16 protein-coding genes and 1 pseudogene are annotated in these 16,392 nt (G+C 42.4%); 6 read left to right on the forward strand and 11 right to left on the reverse strand.

All coding sequences use genetic code 11. The features are described 5' to 3' along the window. The first annotated feature begins 8 nt into the window (after positions 1-8). A complete protein-coding gene (locus tag IT970_RS06940) occupies positions 9-869 on the forward strand; it encodes a DMT family transporter (RefSeq protein ID WP_268260712.1) in 861 nt (286 codons plus the stop codon). A 1-nt stretch (position 870) separates the two neighbouring features. Here the strand turns inward: IT970_RS06940 and IT970_RS06945 are convergent, their stop codons facing one another. The 7 genes from IT970_RS06945 to IT970_RS06975 form a co-directional block, all read right to left on the reverse strand. Beyond that, a complete protein-coding gene (locus IT970_RS06945) occupies positions 871-1,554 on the reverse strand; it encodes a M15 family metallopeptidase (protein WP_065979825.1) in 684 nt (227 codons plus the stop codon). After that, positions 1,551-2,681, reverse strand: a complete 1,131-nt coding sequence (gene dapE, locus IT970_RS06950; protein ID WP_036968908.1) for a succinyl-diaminopimelate desuccinylase — start codon at positions 2,679-2,681, stop codon at positions 1,551-1,553. Before dapE ends, IT970_RS06945 begins: the two co-directional genes overlap by 4 nt. After that, positions 2,681-3,025, reverse strand: coding sequence for an ArsC family reductase (locus IT970_RS06955; protein WP_036968906.1), 345 nt, complete (start codon positions 3,023-3,025; stop codon positions 2,681-2,683). Before IT970_RS06955 ends, dapE begins: the two co-directional genes overlap by 1 nt. Before the next feature lie 5 nt (positions 3,026-3,030). Further along, a complete protein-coding gene (locus tag IT970_RS06960) occupies positions 3,031-3,528 on the reverse strand; it encodes a PTS glucose transporter subunit IIA (protein WP_075593652.1) in 498 nt (165 codons plus the stop codon). 4 nt (positions 3,529-3,532) lie between these two features. Next, positions 3,533-3,925, reverse strand: coding sequence for an ACT domain-containing protein (locus IT970_RS06965; protein ID WP_036968903.1), 393 nt, complete (start codon positions 3,923-3,925; stop codon positions 3,533-3,535). A 210-nt stretch (positions 3,926-4,135) separates the two neighbouring features. After that, positions 4,136-6,292 carry a phosphate acetyltransferase gene (pta, locus tag IT970_RS06970; protein ID WP_036968900.1) on the reverse strand — a complete coding sequence of 719 codons (2,157 nt, stop codon included), beginning with the start codon at positions 6,290-6,292 and terminating at the stop codon, positions 4,136-4,138. A gap of 2 nt (positions 6,293-6,294) precedes the next feature. After that, on the reverse strand, positions 6,295-7,509 hold the full coding sequence (locus IT970_RS06975; protein ID WP_196857708.1) for an acetate kinase: 1,215 nt from the start codon (positions 7,507-7,509) through the stop codon (positions 6,295-6,297). Between the two features lie 272 nt (positions 7,510-7,781). Here IT970_RS06975 and yfbV point away from each other — a divergent pair, with 272 nt between their 5' ends. Continuing rightward, positions 7,782-8,228 (forward strand): terminus macrodomain insulation protein YfbV, encoded by a 447-nt coding sequence (gene yfbV, locus IT970_RS06980; protein WP_036968894.1) that lies wholly within the window; start codon positions 7,782-7,784, stop codon positions 8,226-8,228. On the opposite strand, the gene IT970_RS06985 is transcribed toward yfbV, so the two are convergent. Genes IT970_RS06985 through xthA form a run of 3 tightly spaced genes read right to left on the reverse strand, consistent with a single transcriptional unit; the run spans position 8,225 to position 10,475 of the window. Continuing rightward, positions 8,225-9,022 (reverse strand): putative RNA methyltransferase, encoded by a 798-nt coding sequence (locus IT970_RS06985; protein ID WP_118844214.1) that lies wholly within the window; start codon positions 9,020-9,022, stop codon positions 8,225-8,227. The two genes, yfbV and IT970_RS06985, sit on opposite strands and share 4 nt — an antisense overlap. Next, positions 9,019-9,669 (reverse strand): energy-coupling factor ABC transporter permease, encoded by a 651-nt coding sequence (locus IT970_RS06990; RefSeq protein WP_118844215.1) that lies wholly within the window; start codon positions 9,667-9,669, stop codon positions 9,019-9,021. Before IT970_RS06990 ends, IT970_RS06985 begins: the two co-directional genes overlap by 4 nt. After that, positions 9,666-10,475: an exodeoxyribonuclease III gene (gene xthA / locus IT970_RS06995; protein ID WP_065979830.1), complete on the reverse strand. Its 810-nt coding sequence runs from the start codon at positions 10,473-10,475 to the stop codon at positions 9,666-9,668. Before xthA ends, IT970_RS06990 begins: the two co-directional genes overlap by 4 nt. A 247-nt stretch (positions 10,476-10,722) precedes the next feature. Between xthA and IT970_RS07000 the strand changes: the two genes are divergently transcribed. From IT970_RS07000 to rluB, 3 genes are all read left to right on the forward strand, one after another. Continuing rightward, the gene (locus tag IT970_RS07000; protein WP_036968882.1) at positions 10,723-11,157 is read left to right on the forward strand and encodes a hypothetical protein; all 435 of its coding nucleotides are present in this window, start codon (positions 10,723-10,725) and stop codon (positions 11,155-11,157) included. A gap of 240 nt (positions 11,158-11,397) precedes the next feature. Beyond that, positions 11,398-11,988: an SMC-Scp complex subunit ScpB gene (scpB, locus tag IT970_RS07005; protein ID WP_036968879.1), complete on the forward strand. Its 591-nt coding sequence runs from the start codon at positions 11,398-11,400 to the stop codon at positions 11,986-11,988. Beyond that, positions 11,985-12,857 (forward strand): 23S rRNA pseudouridine(2605) synthase RluB, encoded by an 873-nt coding sequence (gene rluB / locus IT970_RS07010; RefSeq protein WP_036968876.1) that lies wholly within the window; start codon positions 11,985-11,987, stop codon positions 12,855-12,857. The genes scpB and rluB overlap by 4 nt, the downstream gene beginning before the upstream one ends. Positions 12,858-12,892: 35 nt before the next feature. Here rluB and IT970_RS07015 read toward each other — a convergent pair whose 3' ends face one another. Continuing rightward, the gene (locus IT970_RS07015) at positions 12,893-13,636 is read right to left on the reverse strand and encodes a YciK family oxidoreductase (RefSeq protein WP_196857709.1); all 744 of its coding nucleotides are present in this window, start codon (positions 13,634-13,636) and stop codon (positions 12,893-12,895) included. Positions 13,637-13,863: 227 nt separating this feature from the next. On the opposite strand from IT970_RS07015, the pseudogene IT970_RS07020 reads away from it, so the two are divergent. Then, positions 13,864-16,298, forward strand: a pseudogene (locus tag IT970_RS07020) (VolA/Pla-1 family phospholipase). The last annotated feature ends 94 nt before the right edge of the window (positions 16,299-16,392 follow it).

Here is a 16,392-nt window from a genome sequence, read left to right on the forward strand (position 1 = left end):
TCTGTATTTTGCCAACCACTGTGTTCTATACCTTGATGGCTTTGTGCGCTTTTGCCGCCAATTCTTTATTGTGCAGAATGGCTTTACAAAGTGGTGATATTGACCCTTTGAGCTTCACTGCCATTCGTTTAGTAAGTGGTGCATTGACCTTATTTTTGTTAATGAAATGGCAGGTTAAATCAGTTAAGTCGATGACCGTTGTGGACAAAGGTAATAACCTAAGTGCATTGAGTTTGTTTGTGTATGCGCTGTGCTTTTCAATTGCTTACGTTAATTTAAACACGGGAACGGGGGCGCTGATATTATTCTCAGCAGTGCAATTGACGATGATAGGGCACAGTATTATTAGCAAAGAGCCATTGCGTAAATTGCAGTGGGGCGCACTCATTGTTGCTTTTGCCGGCTTTGTGTATCTAATGTTACCCTCTGCAACGGTTCCATCCTTATTACCCGCGGTGTTAATGGCTGTCAGTGGTGTTGCTTGGGGAATATACAGTATTCGAGGAAAAACATGCGAAGCGCCTCTTCAAGCAACCGCGTATAACTTTCTTAGGAGCTTAATGCTCGTACCCATACTCATTTTGTTAGTGGCGATGCAATGGCACGCTTTATCACCTACCGGCATTTGGCTTGCTATAGCCTCGGGTTCACTGGCATCAGGGGTTGGGTATAGTATTTGGTACTTAGTGTTACCTAAACTCAAAAGCAGTCAAGCAGGCGTTGTTCAACTTATTGTGCCTGTACTAGCAACGTTTGCTGGTGTGGTATTTTTAAATGAGCTATTAACCATGAGGTTAGTGATAGCCAGCGCCTTAATTCTTGGCGCTGTTATGGTGTTTCTATTAGCAAAAAGGCCAGTGAGAACGTAACTTATTGTGGGCTATTTACATTTAATACATAGCGTTCATATAAACTGTTTAACTCGGATAAAATGGCTTTTTTGCCACATAAGTCACTCTCAGTTATGCGCTGTTGTAATGTGTCGATAGAAAGGTACTTCATCATGTTTGCTGACTGCGCTATATGGCTGATATGCCATGGTTCAGGTGCAACGCCACCCATGTACTCTCGGTATGGACGAAAAAAGCCATATTTCTCGAGATTATCATCAAGCCACGCTGTTAATCTAGCAAATGGCCCAGAAGTTGAATACTCTTCTGGGCTTAATTGCAGTTGATAACTATCACTGATGGCTGCAGTGTCGTAAATATCTAAATCGGTACCAAAATGATGTCGACTCGCGCCGGGTAAGGCTGAATAAAGCATAATTGAGTGGCATTTTTCAGCATCGCTCAATGCCGATAGGTCAACGGTTTCTTGTTCAAGGGTATAAACAGGGCGAAGGCCTTTAAATTTAGCATTCCAAATTGCACTTTGGCGCGTAAAATCACGAAAACTTGAGGCAATTCTAAGCTCAATTCCAGCCCTTTTAGCGCCTTGTTGTAATGCTAAAAAGTCGGTAACAATATCTGCATGTAAACGGTGGTTCTGCAGCTCAACTAAATGTGAGCTACTTGACCCTGTAACGCATTGCAGTAAATAGGGCTGACTCATGTTAACAATTGCTCGAGAATGGTTTCGTATATCTTTGCAAGTTGAATGAGGTCGTCACAGCTCACGCATTCATTCACTTTATGAATTGTGTCGTTGCGAGGACCAAGTTCAATGACTTTGGCACCTGTCTGTGCGATAAAACGTCCATCAGACGTACCGCCTGTGGTTTCAAGTGCAGTATCGCGACCCGTAACGTGTTTAATGGCGTTTACCGTTGCGTCGACGAGCGGACCGTGGTCGGTTAAAAAAGGTAAGCCATTAACAATCCAGCTTAATTCGTAGTTTAAGCCATGCTTTTCAACAATTTTAACAACGCGTTGTTGTAGTTCTTCATAGGTTACTTCGGTGCTAAATCTAAAATTAAATTGAATGTCTAACTCACCAGGGATGACATTGCCGGCACCGGTGCCACCATTAATGTTTGATACTTGGAAACTGGTCGCTGGAAAAAACGCATTACCTTCATCCCACTGAGTTTGGCTCAGTTCTGCAAGAACTGGGGCAGCTAAATGGATGGGGTTTTCAGCAAGGTGAGGGTAGGCAACGTGTCCTTGCACTCCTTTGACAGTTAAAAACCCTGTGAGAGAGCCTCGGCGGCCATTTTTTACAACATCTGCGAGCACATCACGCGAAGACGGTTCGCCGACCAAGCACATATCAATCTTTTCACCACGTGCTTCGAGTGTATCAATCACTCGGGTTGTACCATTGATAAATGGGCCTTCCTCGTCAGAGGTGATTAAAAATGATATGGAGCCTTTATGGTCAGGGTGTTTAGCAACAAAGCGCTCAGTTGCGATAACCATTGCTGCTAAAGAGCCTTTCATATCTGCAGCACCACGGCCATGAAGCATACCGTCTTTAATAAGGGCTGAAAAAGGTGGGAATTGCCAATTTTTTTCTGGGCCTGTCGGGACAACATCGGTATGTCCGGCAAAACAAAAGTGGGGAGATTCAGTCCCTTTTCTTGCCCACGTATTAAGCGTGTCGGTAAAAAATAGCGACTCAATATTAAACCCTAGCTTTTCTAAGCGTTCGTTCATAAGCGCTTGGCAGCCTGCATCGTCAGGGGTGACCGATTCTCGTTGGATGAGTGCTTGGGCTAATTCAATAACGGGATCAGTCATTAGGCAAAAATCTCGTCGTATTGAGCAGCTTTAAATCCTAAATGATACTGACCGTTATGAATCAGTACTGGACGTTTTATCATTGCTGGTTGCGCGACAAGGAGTGCTAAAGCGCTTTCTTTATCTAAATTTTGTTTTTGCTCATCAGTGAGTTGACGGTAGGTTGTGCCACGCTTATTGACGAGTTCTTGCCAGTCTATATGTTGTGCAAATTCGGTGATAAGGTCGATACTAATGCCGTCTTTTCGATAGTCATGAAAAGTAAAGTCATAATTTTTATCAGATAAATATTTCTTGGCTTTTTTAATTGTATCGCAATTGCTGATACCATACATGATCGTCATAAATTCTACTTTTTAGTTACTGTTAGTAATGTATCTACCCCAGCGGTGACCTGAGATAACGAAAAATAAAGCGGTCCAAGGTTTGCAGCATTCAACACACACAGTGTGCCTATCATTGGGCGCGTTAATTCACGTAAATCGAAATACGCTAAGCGTTCGCCTTGGGAAATTTTATTGCCGTTTAATTTAGCAATGTTGGTGTGATTAATGTGATCATCTTCAGATGAAAAATATAAATTTATTAAAATTTTCAGGCCATTGTTTGCTTGTAATAGGTATTCTTTACCCGCATTTTTAACTTGTAATAAGGTGCCATCGAACGGTGCAATAATGTTATGGCTTGTGAGCTCAACAGAAATCCCCGGACCCAATGTCGAAAACCGAAAAAAGGGCTCAGGGTGTTCTGTTATTGGTTTTACCCGACCGCTAAAAGGGCTTTTAATGGCCATTATTTGGCTTTTTCTTAGCGTACGCTCTGGCAAGTATTTTACGTCGTTACTCATGGGGTTACTTTTGCTCACCGAGTACATGGTAGCCGTCTTTTTTTAGCGCAGTTATGGCTTTTGGCATACTTTGTTTTTTTACCAATACATAATCAGTGTCATACGTTGATAACGCAAAAATTGAAATAGAGGCTTTTGCTAATACCCCAGAAATATTTGCCATTATCCCCGTTAGTGAAAAGCCCAATGGACCAATCACTTCAAGTGCTAGCCAATCAGTCTCTTGATCAAGGCTTTGAAGTTCAAAACTACTCGGACAAACAATCGATAATTCGTCAGCAGTTTTAGCAATAAAAAAAATGGCTTGTTGAAGTAAGGCAGGATCAATTGTGTCATTGACATCAAGGCTATGAATCGTAAGTTCTGTGCTATGAAGCTGTAGCGTTTGTTTTGACATCTGTAATCCTATCTAGGTCGCCTTTAAATTTATAGTATATATAAATACGAGTAAGTTAAAGCGCAATAAATTTAGTTGCCGTGTTTTTAGTCAAAGAGGGGCTGGAAGGTTGTCCACAGAATCTGTGGATAAATATGGGAATAGCTCAGTATAAAGAAGGTAACAGGCTAATTTATAAGTGAATTATAAACTAGCCTAATTTTTGAGGGGTTATTTTAGTAAGCTTTCTGCCTGTTTTGCTTGAATCGCCGTAAGGGCAATTGTGTAGACAATATCGTCAACTAATGCACCGCGACTTAAGTCATTCACAGGTTTACGCATACCTTGCAACATAGGCCCAATACTGATGAGTTCTGCACTTCGTTGTACGGCTTTGTAGGTTGTATTACCGGTATTAAGATCTGGGAACACAAAGACAGTTGCTTTACCCGCAACAGGGCTGTCAGGCGCTTTCTTAATTGCGACATTTTCCATAATTGCGGCATCGTATTGAAGAGGACCGTCAATGATGAGATCAGGGCGTTTTTGCTGCGCTAACTTGGTGGCTTCACGCACTTTTTCAACATCAGCTCCTGAACCTGATGTGCCAGTACTGTAACTGATCATCGCAACACGGGGTTCAATGCCAAATGCAGCGGCAGAGTCAGCTGATTGAATCGCAATATCGGCGAGTTGTTCAGCCGTTGGGTCAGGGTTAATAGCACAGTCACCATAGACTAGCACTTGATCAGGTAACAACATGAAAAACACCGATGATACTAATGACGAGCCTGGTGCTGTTTTAATAAGTTGTAATGGCGGGCGAATCGTATTAGCAGTGGTATTAACGGCCCCTGATACTAATCCATCTACTTTGCCTTGTTCGAGCATCATCGTACCAAGTACAACGTTATCAAGCAGTTGTTCTTGTGCAACGACTTCTGTTAGGCCCTTGCTTTTACGAATTTCTACCATTGGTGCAACATACTCGTTGATCACATCTTTAGGTTCAACAATGGTTACATGGTCGTTAAGCTCAACACCTTGCTGTTGTGCAATACGTAAAATCTCTTCTTTATCACCAAGGAGAATGGTTTTGGCAATCCCGCGTTGGCCACAAATTGCGGCAGCTTTAATTGTACGTGGCTCATTACCTTCGGGTAACACAACCGTTTTGTTCGCTTGGCGTGCTTTGTCTGTTAATAAGAAACGGAACGCTGGCGGTGACATTTTTCGGGTGCGACCGACGCTTTTCGCAAGACTGTCTAGCCAGTCAGAGTCGATGTGGCTGGCGTTATGGTGCTTCACTTTATCGATACGTTGGTCATCATCACACGGCACTTCCATATTAAAGTTGTGCAGCAGCAATGAAGTGCGCCAAGTGTCTTCTTTTGTGGCAATAATAGGCAAACCAGTGTCCATTGCTTGCTCACATAACTGCATAATACGGTCTTCAGGTTTAAAACCACCGGTGAGTAATATAGCGCCAATTTTTGTACCATTCATTGCTGATAAGCACGCAGCAACGAGTACGTCGGAGCGGTCACCGGGCGTAACCAAAAGGACGCCTGGGGTAAAATGGTTTAAAATATTTGAGACCGTGCGAGCACAAAAAGTAACGTGACGTAAACGTCGGTGTGCCATATCACCTTCATTAATGACTTCCGCTTTTAAGTATTCACATAAATCTTTAACGCGAGGTGCAACAAGATCAAAATCCCACGGAATTGAACCAAGTAATTTAAATGGGTGTTTTCTAAAGATAGGCAATGAAGCTAAACGGTTTAATTCGTTTTCAAGTTGCTCAGGTTCATGCGCTTCAACAAGGTCAGCACGTGCGCGGCCTTCTTCATCAAGTGGGGCATTCACTTTATTAAAAATACAGCCTAATACGCGAGGGTGATTGACTCCGCCGTAGTTACCAGAAGCAATTTCTAAGCGGTCTTCAATTTGGTCATTACTGTCGTTGCTTGGGGTTAGCACAAAGACAATATCAGCCCCAAGAGTTTGCGCTATCTCACGGTTTACTCGCCCAGCATAAGGCTGGCGTCGCGTTGGCACCATGCCTTCGATGATGGCAATTTCGTCTTCTTTTATGGTGTTTTCAAAGCGTTCAACAATTTCTTCAAGTAGATCATCTCCCTTACCATCCCCAATCATTTGCTCAGCATAGGCTAAATCAAAAGGCTTAGGTGGAGTGATGGGGGAGCCATGAGTCACAATTTGTGTTGACTTCTCGGGGCCTGTATCACCTGAACGAGGCTGTGCAATCGGTTTAAAAAAGTTTACTTTTAACGCTTTTTGTTCAAGTGCGCGTACTAAACCAACCGAAACGGATGTTAAACCAACCCCTGTTGAAATAGGGATCAACATTATTCTGCGAGCCATAATTAACACTCCTTCGCAATGCGTGCTGCGTCGTTTGCTATTACCCATTCTTCATTGGTTGGAATAACAAAGGCTTTTGTAAAGGCATCACCTTGTGTGATTAAGCCTGCGTGACCAAAGCGTGCGGCTAAATTTGCTTGATCATCACAAATAAGGCCTAAAAAGCCTAATTGTGTGATCACTTTTTTGCGAATGATGTCTGAGTTTTCACCAATACCCCCGGTAAAAATCAGCGCGTCTAGGCGCTGCAAAGGCACCATAAATGCGGCTATTTGTTTTGCTAATCGGTAGCAGAAAATATCAAGCGCAAGATTAGCCTGCTGATGACCAGCAACAGCCGCTTCTTCAATTGTGCGACAATCGTTAGATAACTCACTGATACCTAATAGACCACTTTGTTTGTTTAGTAGATCATCAATTTCTTGTACAGAATAGTTAAGTTGCTGGGTTAAAAACGTAAATAAACCCGGGTCAATGCTACCGCTTCGCGTGCCCATCATAAGGCCTTCAAGGGGGGTTAGGCCCATACTGGTATCAACACTGTTGCCATCTTTAATGGCGCACACAGAACAGCCATTACCCAAATGAGCACTGATCACATTGGTTTGTTCGCGTTCTTTGCCAAGTAATTTTGCCGCTTCACCCGCTACATAGAAATGGCTGGTACCATGAAAGCCGTATCGTCTCACGCCATGCTCTTTGTATAACGAGTAAGGTAGGGCATACAAGTAAGCAATATTTGGCATTGTTTGATGGAAAGCGGTATCAAATACTGCAATTTGTGGCAGCGTTGAAAATGCCTGCTGCGCAGTGCGAATACCAAGTAAATTTGCAGGGTTATGCAAGGGGGCTAAGGCTGCCGTTTTTTCAATCGCAGATAATACATCGTTGTCGATTAGCACTGACTCGGTGAAATGTTCTCCACCGTGAACAACACGATGCCCGACAGCTATTAGGTTGTCTGCTAAACCTAAACTATTCACCAGATTAACTAACTCAGCGATTGCCGCGTCATGTGCTTGACCATTTGCTAGTTCAATAACTTGCTTGTTGCCCTTGTATTTGTACTTAATTGAAGGTGTTTCTGAGCCTAATCGTTCAGCAAGACCAGAAATTATTTCGTCGGAGGTGGTGGCGTCTAAAATGGCGAACTTTAGACTTGAACTACCACAGTTTAATACTAAAACATGGCGTGGTGAGCAAGGTTGCAAAGGCATAGCTGAGTCCTAAAAATACAATATCAGAGTGAGTACGGCTTGATAATTAGTGTTCTGTGCCAGTATAGTAAAAACATATTTTGTTGCTACACTTAACAGAGTTAGGTCGTAATTATACTAAAGTCTTGTTGACTTGTGCCGATAATATTTTATCTCATTTAGTTGTTAAACGTTAGCCTGATTAACAAAAAACTAGGACAGGTTTTGCAGGGATTGTGTCCGGGAGTGTGTTACACTCACATGTGAAACAGTATGAAAACCTAGGAGTGATGATGCAAAAAAGTGTCATGTCACAAGTGCAAACAGGTCGCCAATACGCCAAAAAGTGGCCTATGCGACAAGAGCTTGCTCCCTTGTTTGCTGAATTTAAAGTGATAAAAGCCACTGAGCTTGCCATTACAGTAATGCCTATACTGGCAATGCTGACTGTGTTTATGCAAGTAAACTACTTAGGCAGTGAATTTTTCCCACAAGCAATTACAATTGCATTATTTTTTCTGTCATTACCATTGCAAGGTTTGTTGTGGTTAGGTAAACGCGCAGAAACTCGGTTAGAGCCTGCAATGTTTAACTGGTACACAGAGCTTCATAGTAAAATGAAAGCGCATGGTTACCAGTCGCAATTAACGACTGAAAAACCACGCTATTCTGATTTGGCTCAACTGCTAAAAGATATGTTCGAAAAAATGGACAAAGCCTTCACAAAAGAACACTTTTAGTCACGAATAAACTGGCTCACATAAAATGATAATGTCACTGTTTGCGGGCCTTTTTGTTCTATTTCTTGCCAATGTTCAGGGCGAAATTTCCACGCAAATGGCGTCATCATTATCAAATGCTTAATGTCTTCAACACTTAATACGGTTTGTTGCTCAAGTAGCTCTGTCGATTTTGTGCTAAAACCATTGGGCGCTTCTATCTGGGTATGTGGTTTAACATCTGCGTAAATAAACGACTTTAACTCTTTAAGGTGCCATGGGCCGGGGCTTGCCACAATCAATGTGCTTTGGGGTTTTGCTAGGCGCGCGAGTTCGTCTGCAAAAAGCGGGGCAAAGACACTTACCAGTACATCAGCTTCACTATCTGCAAAGGGCGATTGGCTAATTGATGCGACACTAAAATGGGCATTTTCATAGCGTTTTGCGGCATATTTCACTGCCGGTTTCGAAATATCGACCCCATACACTGTTGCATTCGATGAGTTCGCTATCGCTTGGGTGTAAAACCCTTCGCCACAGCCAAGATCTATTACTGACACAGGTTTTAATTTAGAGACTAAGCGAGCAATAGCGTGCTGTAAAAAGCCATAATGGCCAGCAGATAAAAAGGCGCGGCGCGCTTGTACCATGTCGAGGTTATCACCCGGTTGCTTCGACTTTTTATTTTGTACGGGTAATAAATTTACGTAGCCTTCTTTGGCAATATCAAAGCTGTGATTATTCACGCAGCGATATGTTTTATCAGTTAAAGTCAGTGCGTGTTTGCAAAGCGGGCAGTGGTAGTGAAGACTCATGAGTCTAAGTAGTCCTTATCATAAAAGGTTTTAACCCAATGTGGGCGATAGGTGATCAATAAGGTAATAGCCATGCCATTGAGCATCGCTTCAGGAAACCAAATTATGGCACATAAAATTAGGTAGTTTTGCGAAATTTCAATCAAGCTATATTCACCCATAACGTAATAGAGCATGCCACTGGTGAGTATTTTAATACAGGCGATGAGTGCAGCAGTTAAAAAGGCACAGAAAAAGATATAGATAAAAAAGTGTTTTGGTAAGTAGGTATAGCAAAGCACAAAACACAGGTAGCTGAGCGAAATGGGTATAAAGGCAGTGAAAAGTAAGTGAATCGGCAGAAGGCTTATGGGCAACTGAGCCACTAAAATCAACAAGGCACTTGCCAGTACACTTGCAAAAATTGCCAACCGCCAGCCTAAAATAAGGGTAACGGCACTGACCCCTAGTATATGCAATTCGAGGCCAGGTAAAATACCGGCTTTTATACGCCACAGCACAGCAAGCACAAGTGCACAGGCAAGCACACCTACTTGTCTGATTGGCGTTGCCAATAGCTGTGCAAAGCTGTTTTTATCAAAGCTAAGCCAAAGTATGAAAGCCACACAGCTCCACAAAGGGAGCTGCCATTGCAATTGCTCTATCATGCGTCAAAAGAAGACCAGATTGGGGCGTGATCTGATGGCTTTTCGATTCCACGTAATTCGTAATCGATACCAGATTCGACACAACGCTCAGCAAGAGTTGGAGTTGCTAAAATAACGTCGATACGCAGTCCTCGGTTGTCATCAAACCCTTTCGAGCGGTAATCAAACCACGAATACTGCTCTGTTTTTTCAGGGTAAAGTTCGCGGAACGTGTCTTTAAAACCCCAATTTAATAATGTGGCTAGCCATTCACGCTCTTCAGGTTGAAATGAGCATTTACCGGTTTTTAACCAACGTTTACGATTTGGCTCACCGATACCAATATCGAGGTCAGTCGGTGAAATATTAATATCTCCCATCACGATTACATCTTGATCTGGCGTGTGGTTATCATTTAAATGCGTCATTAAATCTTTATAGAACTGACGTTTATAAGGAAATTTTGTTTCATGAGCAATGTTGTCTCCTTGCGGAAAGTAACCATTCATTACCGTTAAGTCACGGCCATTTTCTTGCGCCACAGTTACGCTGATCATACGGCGCTGTGATTCGTCTGTATCTGTTGCAAAACCTTTAACAATAGACTTTGGCTCTTGCTTACACAGCATAGCTACACCGTAATGCGCTTTTTGACCATGAAAATAAACGTGATAACCCATTTTTTGCACGTCTTCGAGAGGGAAGGCTTCATCGTGAACTTTAATTTCTTGTAAGCCAATGATATCAGGCTGATGTTTATCGATAACGGCTTGCAATTGATGTAGACGAGCACGCAGCCCGTTAATGTTGAATGAAATTACCTTCATCGTGCACCTATAAGTTATTTTTGTTTAGAACGAGTAGGTTAATTCTACCATCAAACTAACGGCTATTCATGAGCAAATTTTGAAAAACACTATGAATAAATGTTGCACAATTGATTGACTTCTTAAAGGTATTGTTAACTCATTATTAATTATTAAATTAAATAAATAATTCAGTTGATCTGCTTATCTTTGTTTATATAATGCGCGAACACACCCGTTCAAATTATGTACTACTTAAAGGTAAACCATGAAAAAACAATTAGTGATGCTTTCAATTGCGTCTATCTCATTTGGCACATTAGCAAGCAACCCGAGCTACTTTTCTGCAGACAACAGTATCGAATCTAAGTTATGTAGTTTAAGTGCAAATGAAGGGTTTACCGCTGCTCGTAAAGAAGCAGCAAAACATGGCATCGCAATGTCACGTTTTTCACCAAGTATTTTATGCAATGGAACTGACATTCGTGAGCTCGCTAAAAAAGCACCCTCACAGCATGTTCCAAAAAAAGCGCAGGTTGAAGTTTTTGCAAAAAACCAGCAAAAAGAAACTCAGCTTTGTATTACAGCACTTAAGCAAGGCTTAACTCCTGTGCGTGAGAAAATAGGTAACTTAAATTCATTAAAATGTAATGGCGAAGCGGTGACAGACTTTGTAAAACGCTACCAAAACGCAGCAATTTAATGAAAATAACTGTTTATAAAACAGGTGAGTGTTGCTGAATGACGCAATAACTTACTCTGAATGATAAAAGCGCTCTTTGTAGCGCTTTTTTAATGACTAAAACTGTCAAAAAAGTCTCTGTTTTATCCACGCTGCAAAAGCATGGCGTAAATTACGCTGGTTTTTAGTAATAAATTTTCCAACCTTCAGTGACTTCTGTCATAATAGAGCGTTAGTGAAATAAAATGACCTTTAGGTGCAATGGCTACAAAACGTATCAGTGATGAACAGCTTGTCGAAATCATAGAAGCCGCGATTTTTGTTGCTGGAAAACCGCTGTCTAAACGTCATTTAAAAGAAACGGTTTTGGCTGAGTTAAGCGTATCAATGCCCAGAATTAATAATGCAATTGAACAGATTCAAACGCATTATCAAACTCGCGGCATAAAACTTGTTGCTGTTGGCAGTGGGTATCGCTTTCAGGCCTGTGCAAGCCTTGCGCCTTGGCTTGCGAATTTATGGCAAGAACGTGCGCCTAAATATTCAAGAGCGCTGTTAGAAACATTATCTCTGATTGCCTATCGACAACCAATCACCCGTGGCGAAATTGAACAAGTACGAGGTGTAACGGTGGGCTCAGGAATTATTAAAACGTTATTAGAAAGAGAGTGGATAAGAGTTGTTGGGCACAAAGAAGTGCCAGGGCGCCCGGCGCTTTATGCAACGACGGCCACTTTCTTAGACTATTTTTCATTAGCTGGTTTAGATGAGTTACCGCCTTTGCCTGATACTCAGGAAAGTAAAATCAACCAGCTATTGAGTGATCCTTCTGTGAGAGAACTATCTGAATGAGTACAGTAGAAACTGAAAAGTTACAAAAAGTGTTGGCGAGAGCGGGTGTGGGTTCGCGCCGCGAAATGGAAAAATACATTGATGCAAATCGCGTGAGTGTAAATGGTAAGGTTGCCCGTTTAGGTGATCGTGTTGAACCAACTGATGTAATTCGTGTCGACGGTCATGTAGTAAAAATTGAAGATAAGGCAGAGCGTATTTGTCGTGTATTAATGTATAACAAGCCAGAAGGTGAGTTATGTACACGTAAAGACCCAGAAGGCCGACGCACAGTATTCGATCGTCTCCCTCGTGTTGATGGTGATCGCTGGATTGCGGTCGGGCGCCTAGATATTAATACGGCTGGCTTAATGTTATTTACTAATGACGGTGAACTGGCTAACCGCTTGATGCACCCAAGTTATGAAGTAGAGCGTGAGTACTCGGCGCGTGTATTTGGTGAAGTTACTAACGAAACGTTACGAAATTTGACTAAAGGGGTTGAGCTTGAAGATGGCCCTGCGAAATTTTTAAATATAAAGCCGATGGGTGGAGAAGGCATTAACCGTTGGTTTAATGTGACATTAACTGAAGGCCGTAACCGCGAAGTGCGTCGTTTGTGGCAGTCACAAGATGTTGAAGTGTCTCGTTTGATCCGTATTCGCTATGGTAAGTTAGAACTTGATAAACGTTTACCGCAAGGTGGATGGGCAGAGCTTGACCTAGATACAGTGAATTATTTGCGTAAAACCGTACAGCTAGGCCGTGAGACACAAACTAAGCTATCTGCAATCCCAGATAAGCGTAAAGAGAAGCGCGCTAAGATTAATCAAATTCGTAAAGCGGTTAAAAAGCATAATCACCGTGTTAAACAAACTAAGCGCCGTTAATGAACAGTAAAGCGCGGGTTTAATACCCGCGTTTTTTATTTTTGCTGTGCATCAAGTGATTGACCATTCACTTCTTTAGAATCATCACTCATCAGATATAAATAGGTTGGCATTAAATCTTCTGCAGTAGCCAATTTATCTCTGTCTTCACCTGGGTAGGCAGACGCGCGCATGGCTGTCCGTGTTGCACCAGGGTTAATACAGTTAATACGGGTATTAGTTTTACCTACTTCAGATGCCCATGTTTGCATCATCCCTTCAACTGCAAATTTTGAAATAGCGTATGCTCCCCAAAACTCACGCCCTTTACGGCCAACGCCTGACGATGTGAATATCACAGAAGCACTCGGCGATTTACGAAGTACTGGGAACATATATTTAGTGATCATAGCCTGCGCTGTCACATTAACTTTCATGATATTTTCGAAAGTTGAAACGCAAAAGTGCTCAAGCGGGCCGAGCGACCCTAAAATTCCAGCGTTATTGAGGAGTCCGTCTAATTTACCAAATTGTTGTTCTATAGTAGCAGCTAGATCACGGTAGTTTTGCTTAGTTGCGCCTTTTAAGTCCATTGGCACAATAGCAGGTTGTGGACCACCCGCATTGATAATTTCATCGTAAACAGCTTCAAGTTTACTGGTTGTTTTTCCAAGTAAAATAACAGTGGCACCCTGCTTTGCATAGGTTAATGCGGCAACGCGACCAATACCATCACCGGCACCTGTTATTAGAATTACTTTGTCTTTTAGCGCATTCTCAGCAGCTTTATATGTGTGCATAAAAGTACCATTGATTACATTTTTTTCTATTTTACCATAGCAAAAAGCCAAGTTATCGAATTTATTGCAAATTAAGGTGGCGAAAATTGAAACTTTACGTTAACTTTAACTGGTCTAATGTCTTATTAATAACCTAATTACATTAAATTAACTTAACTAAAGGCAGTCTAGCGACTACTTTTATACTTGAACACACAATAACAATAAGATTTGCGCGGAGCGAAATTATGAAAAAATTGCTACTTTCACTAGCCATTGCATCAGTCATTACCGGCTGTGGTGGAGGAGAAACATTAGAAGATGTAAAAAATGACAGCCCTCCTATCATCCCTAGCGCGACAGTTAAGTTTGACCCTGCCAACGGTGTTATCTCTGTGCCAAATGACTTATTAATGAGTGGCACACTAGACGGTACACTGAATATCCCTGGCGAATTAGATGACAACAATGTCAGTGTTCCTCGTGCCGCGTATGCTAATCCTCAACTTGCATTGGGTGCACTCGATGGTTGGTCAACACAGACTCCGTTTAAAATCGACCTCGCATTCCCTCCAGGTGTTTCGCTTGATGCCGCTTCGGCGGGGGGGCCTGGTGCTGTACGTATTTTTGAAGTTGTGATGGGTGCAAGTCAAACTGATGAGACCTGTTCACAAGTACCTGCAGGTATTGCATGTAAGCTGGTATCAGAACTCACTTTTGGTGTTGATTTTATTACGCAAGGTTCGAGTGATTCTGTCGCTGTTATTCCGCTAAAACCATTTAAAGCGGGTAGTACATATATAAATGTATTAACGACGTCGTTGTTGGACTCTGAAGGTCGTTCAATTGAGCCTTCGTCTACGTATGCGCTTGTTAGTGAAGAAGCACCGCTTATTACTGATTCTCAAAAGTCACTTCAAGCAGTTATTAACAGCTATGAAAATGCTGTCACTTCAGGTGGCCAAATCAGTAAAGATGACATTATTTACTCTGCGGCAATGACAATGCAATCAGCAGGTCAAGTATTAGGCACTGTTAAACAACTGCTAGCTGCCAGCCTAACCCAAGACGCTTTACCGCGTCCTACAGTGCAAATCCCAGAGCGACCTGTTATGACAGTTGAGCAAGTATTTGCATCACGGGGTATTACTGGTTTATCGCCAGCTTTTGCAGGGGTGCAATATCAAAAAGGCAGCGTGATGCTACCCATGTACCTAGGTACACCGACGGGGACTGATGTCAGTGATTTGTCGGCAACCTATTGGCAAGGGTTGTGTGACAGTGGTGTGGCAGTACTTGGTTATGCGTCTTCTGCGGGAGCATCATTTCCAACGGATCCAATTAGCGAGAATGATGGTCTTTGTATGGCGCTAAGTGGTGGTAAATTGCGTGATTTAGGGCTTGACCAAACGAAACATCTAACTAAGTACAATACCATCCCAAAAACACAGAGCATGGCTAATGTACCGGTGCAAATTACGAAGCCAATTTTGCCTGTAATTAATGCTGTCCGAGTGCAATTAGGAGAAGATGAGCTTGTAATGCCAGAGGGTGGTTGGCCAATTGTTATTTTACAACATGGTATTACGTCTAAAAAAGAAGACATGTTAGCCATTACGGCTCAGTTATCAGTTCAAGGTTTTGCGACTGTAGCAATTGATCACCCAAGACATGGTGAGCCGCGGTGTTGATGTTAATGGCGATGGCACCGATGATTTTAATGCATCGACTGGGTCGGTGTTAAGCTACATGAACTTGCAGTCATTATTAGTTGCACGTGATAGCTTACGTCAATCGGTAGCTGATTTATTAGGTTTACGTATGGGCTTGAACTTCACAGGCCAAGCTGATCTTAATGCACAAGATGTCTCTTTCCTTGGCCATTCACTGGGCTCTGTAGTGGCGCCTGCATTTATCGCGGTTGCTAATTCACCGTTGGATGAACAAGTTGATCCACTGTTTAATGTAAAAAGCGTTGCACTGGCCAGTGGGTGGCGGTGGTCTTGCTAGTTTCTTAATCGAATCAGCTAGGTTTGGCCCATTTGTACAAGGTTCTGTGTTACTTGCTGCTGGTATTGAAGAGTCGGCTGAGTTTAGTGCGTATTCACAAAATGAAGCACTTTCAAATTGTGGTTCTTTAGCCGCTGATCAAACGGCTTTTGTAGCATGTGCATATAAAGAGTATGTAGGTTCATTAACTATGGCTGGTGAAACCGAAAAACTTGCTAATATTCAAGGCGTAGTAACGCAATTTGCGTTTGCAGCACAAACCGCACTAGACAGTGGCGATCCCTCTAACTATGCATCTGCAGTTGCAGCGCTTGGTACACCAGTATACATGAGTGTTGTTGTGGGTGATGGTGCAGATAATAAAGCAGACCAAGTTATTCCACCGATGGTTGCAAGCAACCCAATTGCAGGGAGTCTGCCTCTTGCAAAGCTTATGGGGTTAACGACAGTGGCTGAAACACAAGCGCCTACCGCAGATCCTATGAGTTATGTTGTTAAGTTTACTAAAGGACATCACAGCTCTGTGCTAACACCTGTGCCTACTGAAGACTCAGGTGCAACAGCGCAAGAGAGTGCAGCAGCGACCACTGAAATGCAGCTGCAAATTGGGACTTTCTTAGCAGCTCGCGGTCAATTTCTACAGGTTACGAATACGGATGTTGTCACAGAATAAGTGAAATCCGCCAATTAAGTAAAAAGCCACATAATGTGGCTTTTTTTTGCCTTAAAGCATGATAAATTGTGGCGAATTAACAATTAATGGAGAG

The organism is Pseudoalteromonas sp. A41-2 (genome assembly GCF_015767615.1).
In the GTDB taxonomy this organism is placed as follows: Bacteria; Pseudomonadota; Gammaproteobacteria; order Enterobacterales; family Alteromonadaceae; genus Pseudoalteromonas; species Pseudoalteromonas lipolytica.

Coding starts and splice junctions, on each gene's coding strand:
- IT970_RS06945 (WP_065979825.1), bottom strand. CDS start 1,554: ATGAGTCAGCCCTATTTACTGCAATGCGTTACAGGGTCAAGTAGCTCA.
- dapE (WP_036968908.1), bottom strand. CDS start 2,681: ATGACTGATCCCGTTATTGAATTAGCCCAAGCACTCATCCAACGAGAA.
- IT970_RS06955 (WP_036968906.1), bottom strand. CDS start 3,025: ATGACGATCATGTATGGTATCAGCAATTGCGATACAATTAAAAAAGCC.
- IT970_RS06960 (WP_075593652.1), bottom strand. CDS start 3,528: ATGAGTAACGACGTAAAATACTTGCCAGAGCGTACGCTAAGAAAAAGC.
- IT970_RS06965 (WP_036968903.1), bottom strand. CDS start 3,925: ATGTCAAAACAAACGCTACAGCTTCATAGCACAGAACTTACGATTCAT.
- pta (WP_036968900.1), bottom strand. CDS start 6,292: ATGGCTCGCAGAATAATGTTGATCCCTATTTCAACAGGGGTTGGTTTA.
- IT970_RS06975 (WP_196857708.1), bottom strand. CDS start 7,509: ATGCCTTTGCAACCTTGCTCACCACGCCATGTTTTAGTATTAAACTGT.
- yfbV (WP_036968894.1), top strand. CDS start 7,782: ATGCAAAAAAGTGTCATGTCACAAGTGCAAACAGGTCGCCAATACGCC.
- IT970_RS06985 (WP_118844214.1), bottom strand. CDS start 9,022: ATGAGTCTTCACTACCACTGCCCGCTTTGCAAACACGCACTGACTTTA.
- IT970_RS06990 (WP_118844215.1), bottom strand. CDS start 9,669: ATGATAGAGCAATTGCAATGGCAGCTCCCTTTGTGGAGCTGTGTGGCT.
- xthA (WP_065979830.1), bottom strand. CDS start 10,475: ATGAAGGTAATTTCATTCAACATTAACGGGCTGCGTGCTCGTCTACAT.
- IT970_RS07000 (WP_036968882.1), top strand. CDS start 10,723: ATGAAAAAACAATTAGTGATGCTTTCAATTGCGTCTATCTCATTTGGC.
- scpB (WP_036968879.1), top strand. CDS start 11,398: ATGGCTACAAAACGTATCAGTGATGAACAGCTTGTCGAAATCATAGAA.
- rluB (WP_036968876.1), top strand. CDS start 11,985: ATGAGTACAGTAGAAACTGAAAAGTTACAAAAAGTGTTGGCGAGAGCG.
- IT970_RS07015 (WP_196857709.1), bottom strand. CDS start 13,636: ATGCACACATATAAAGCTGCTGAGAATGCGCTAAAAGACAAAGTAATT.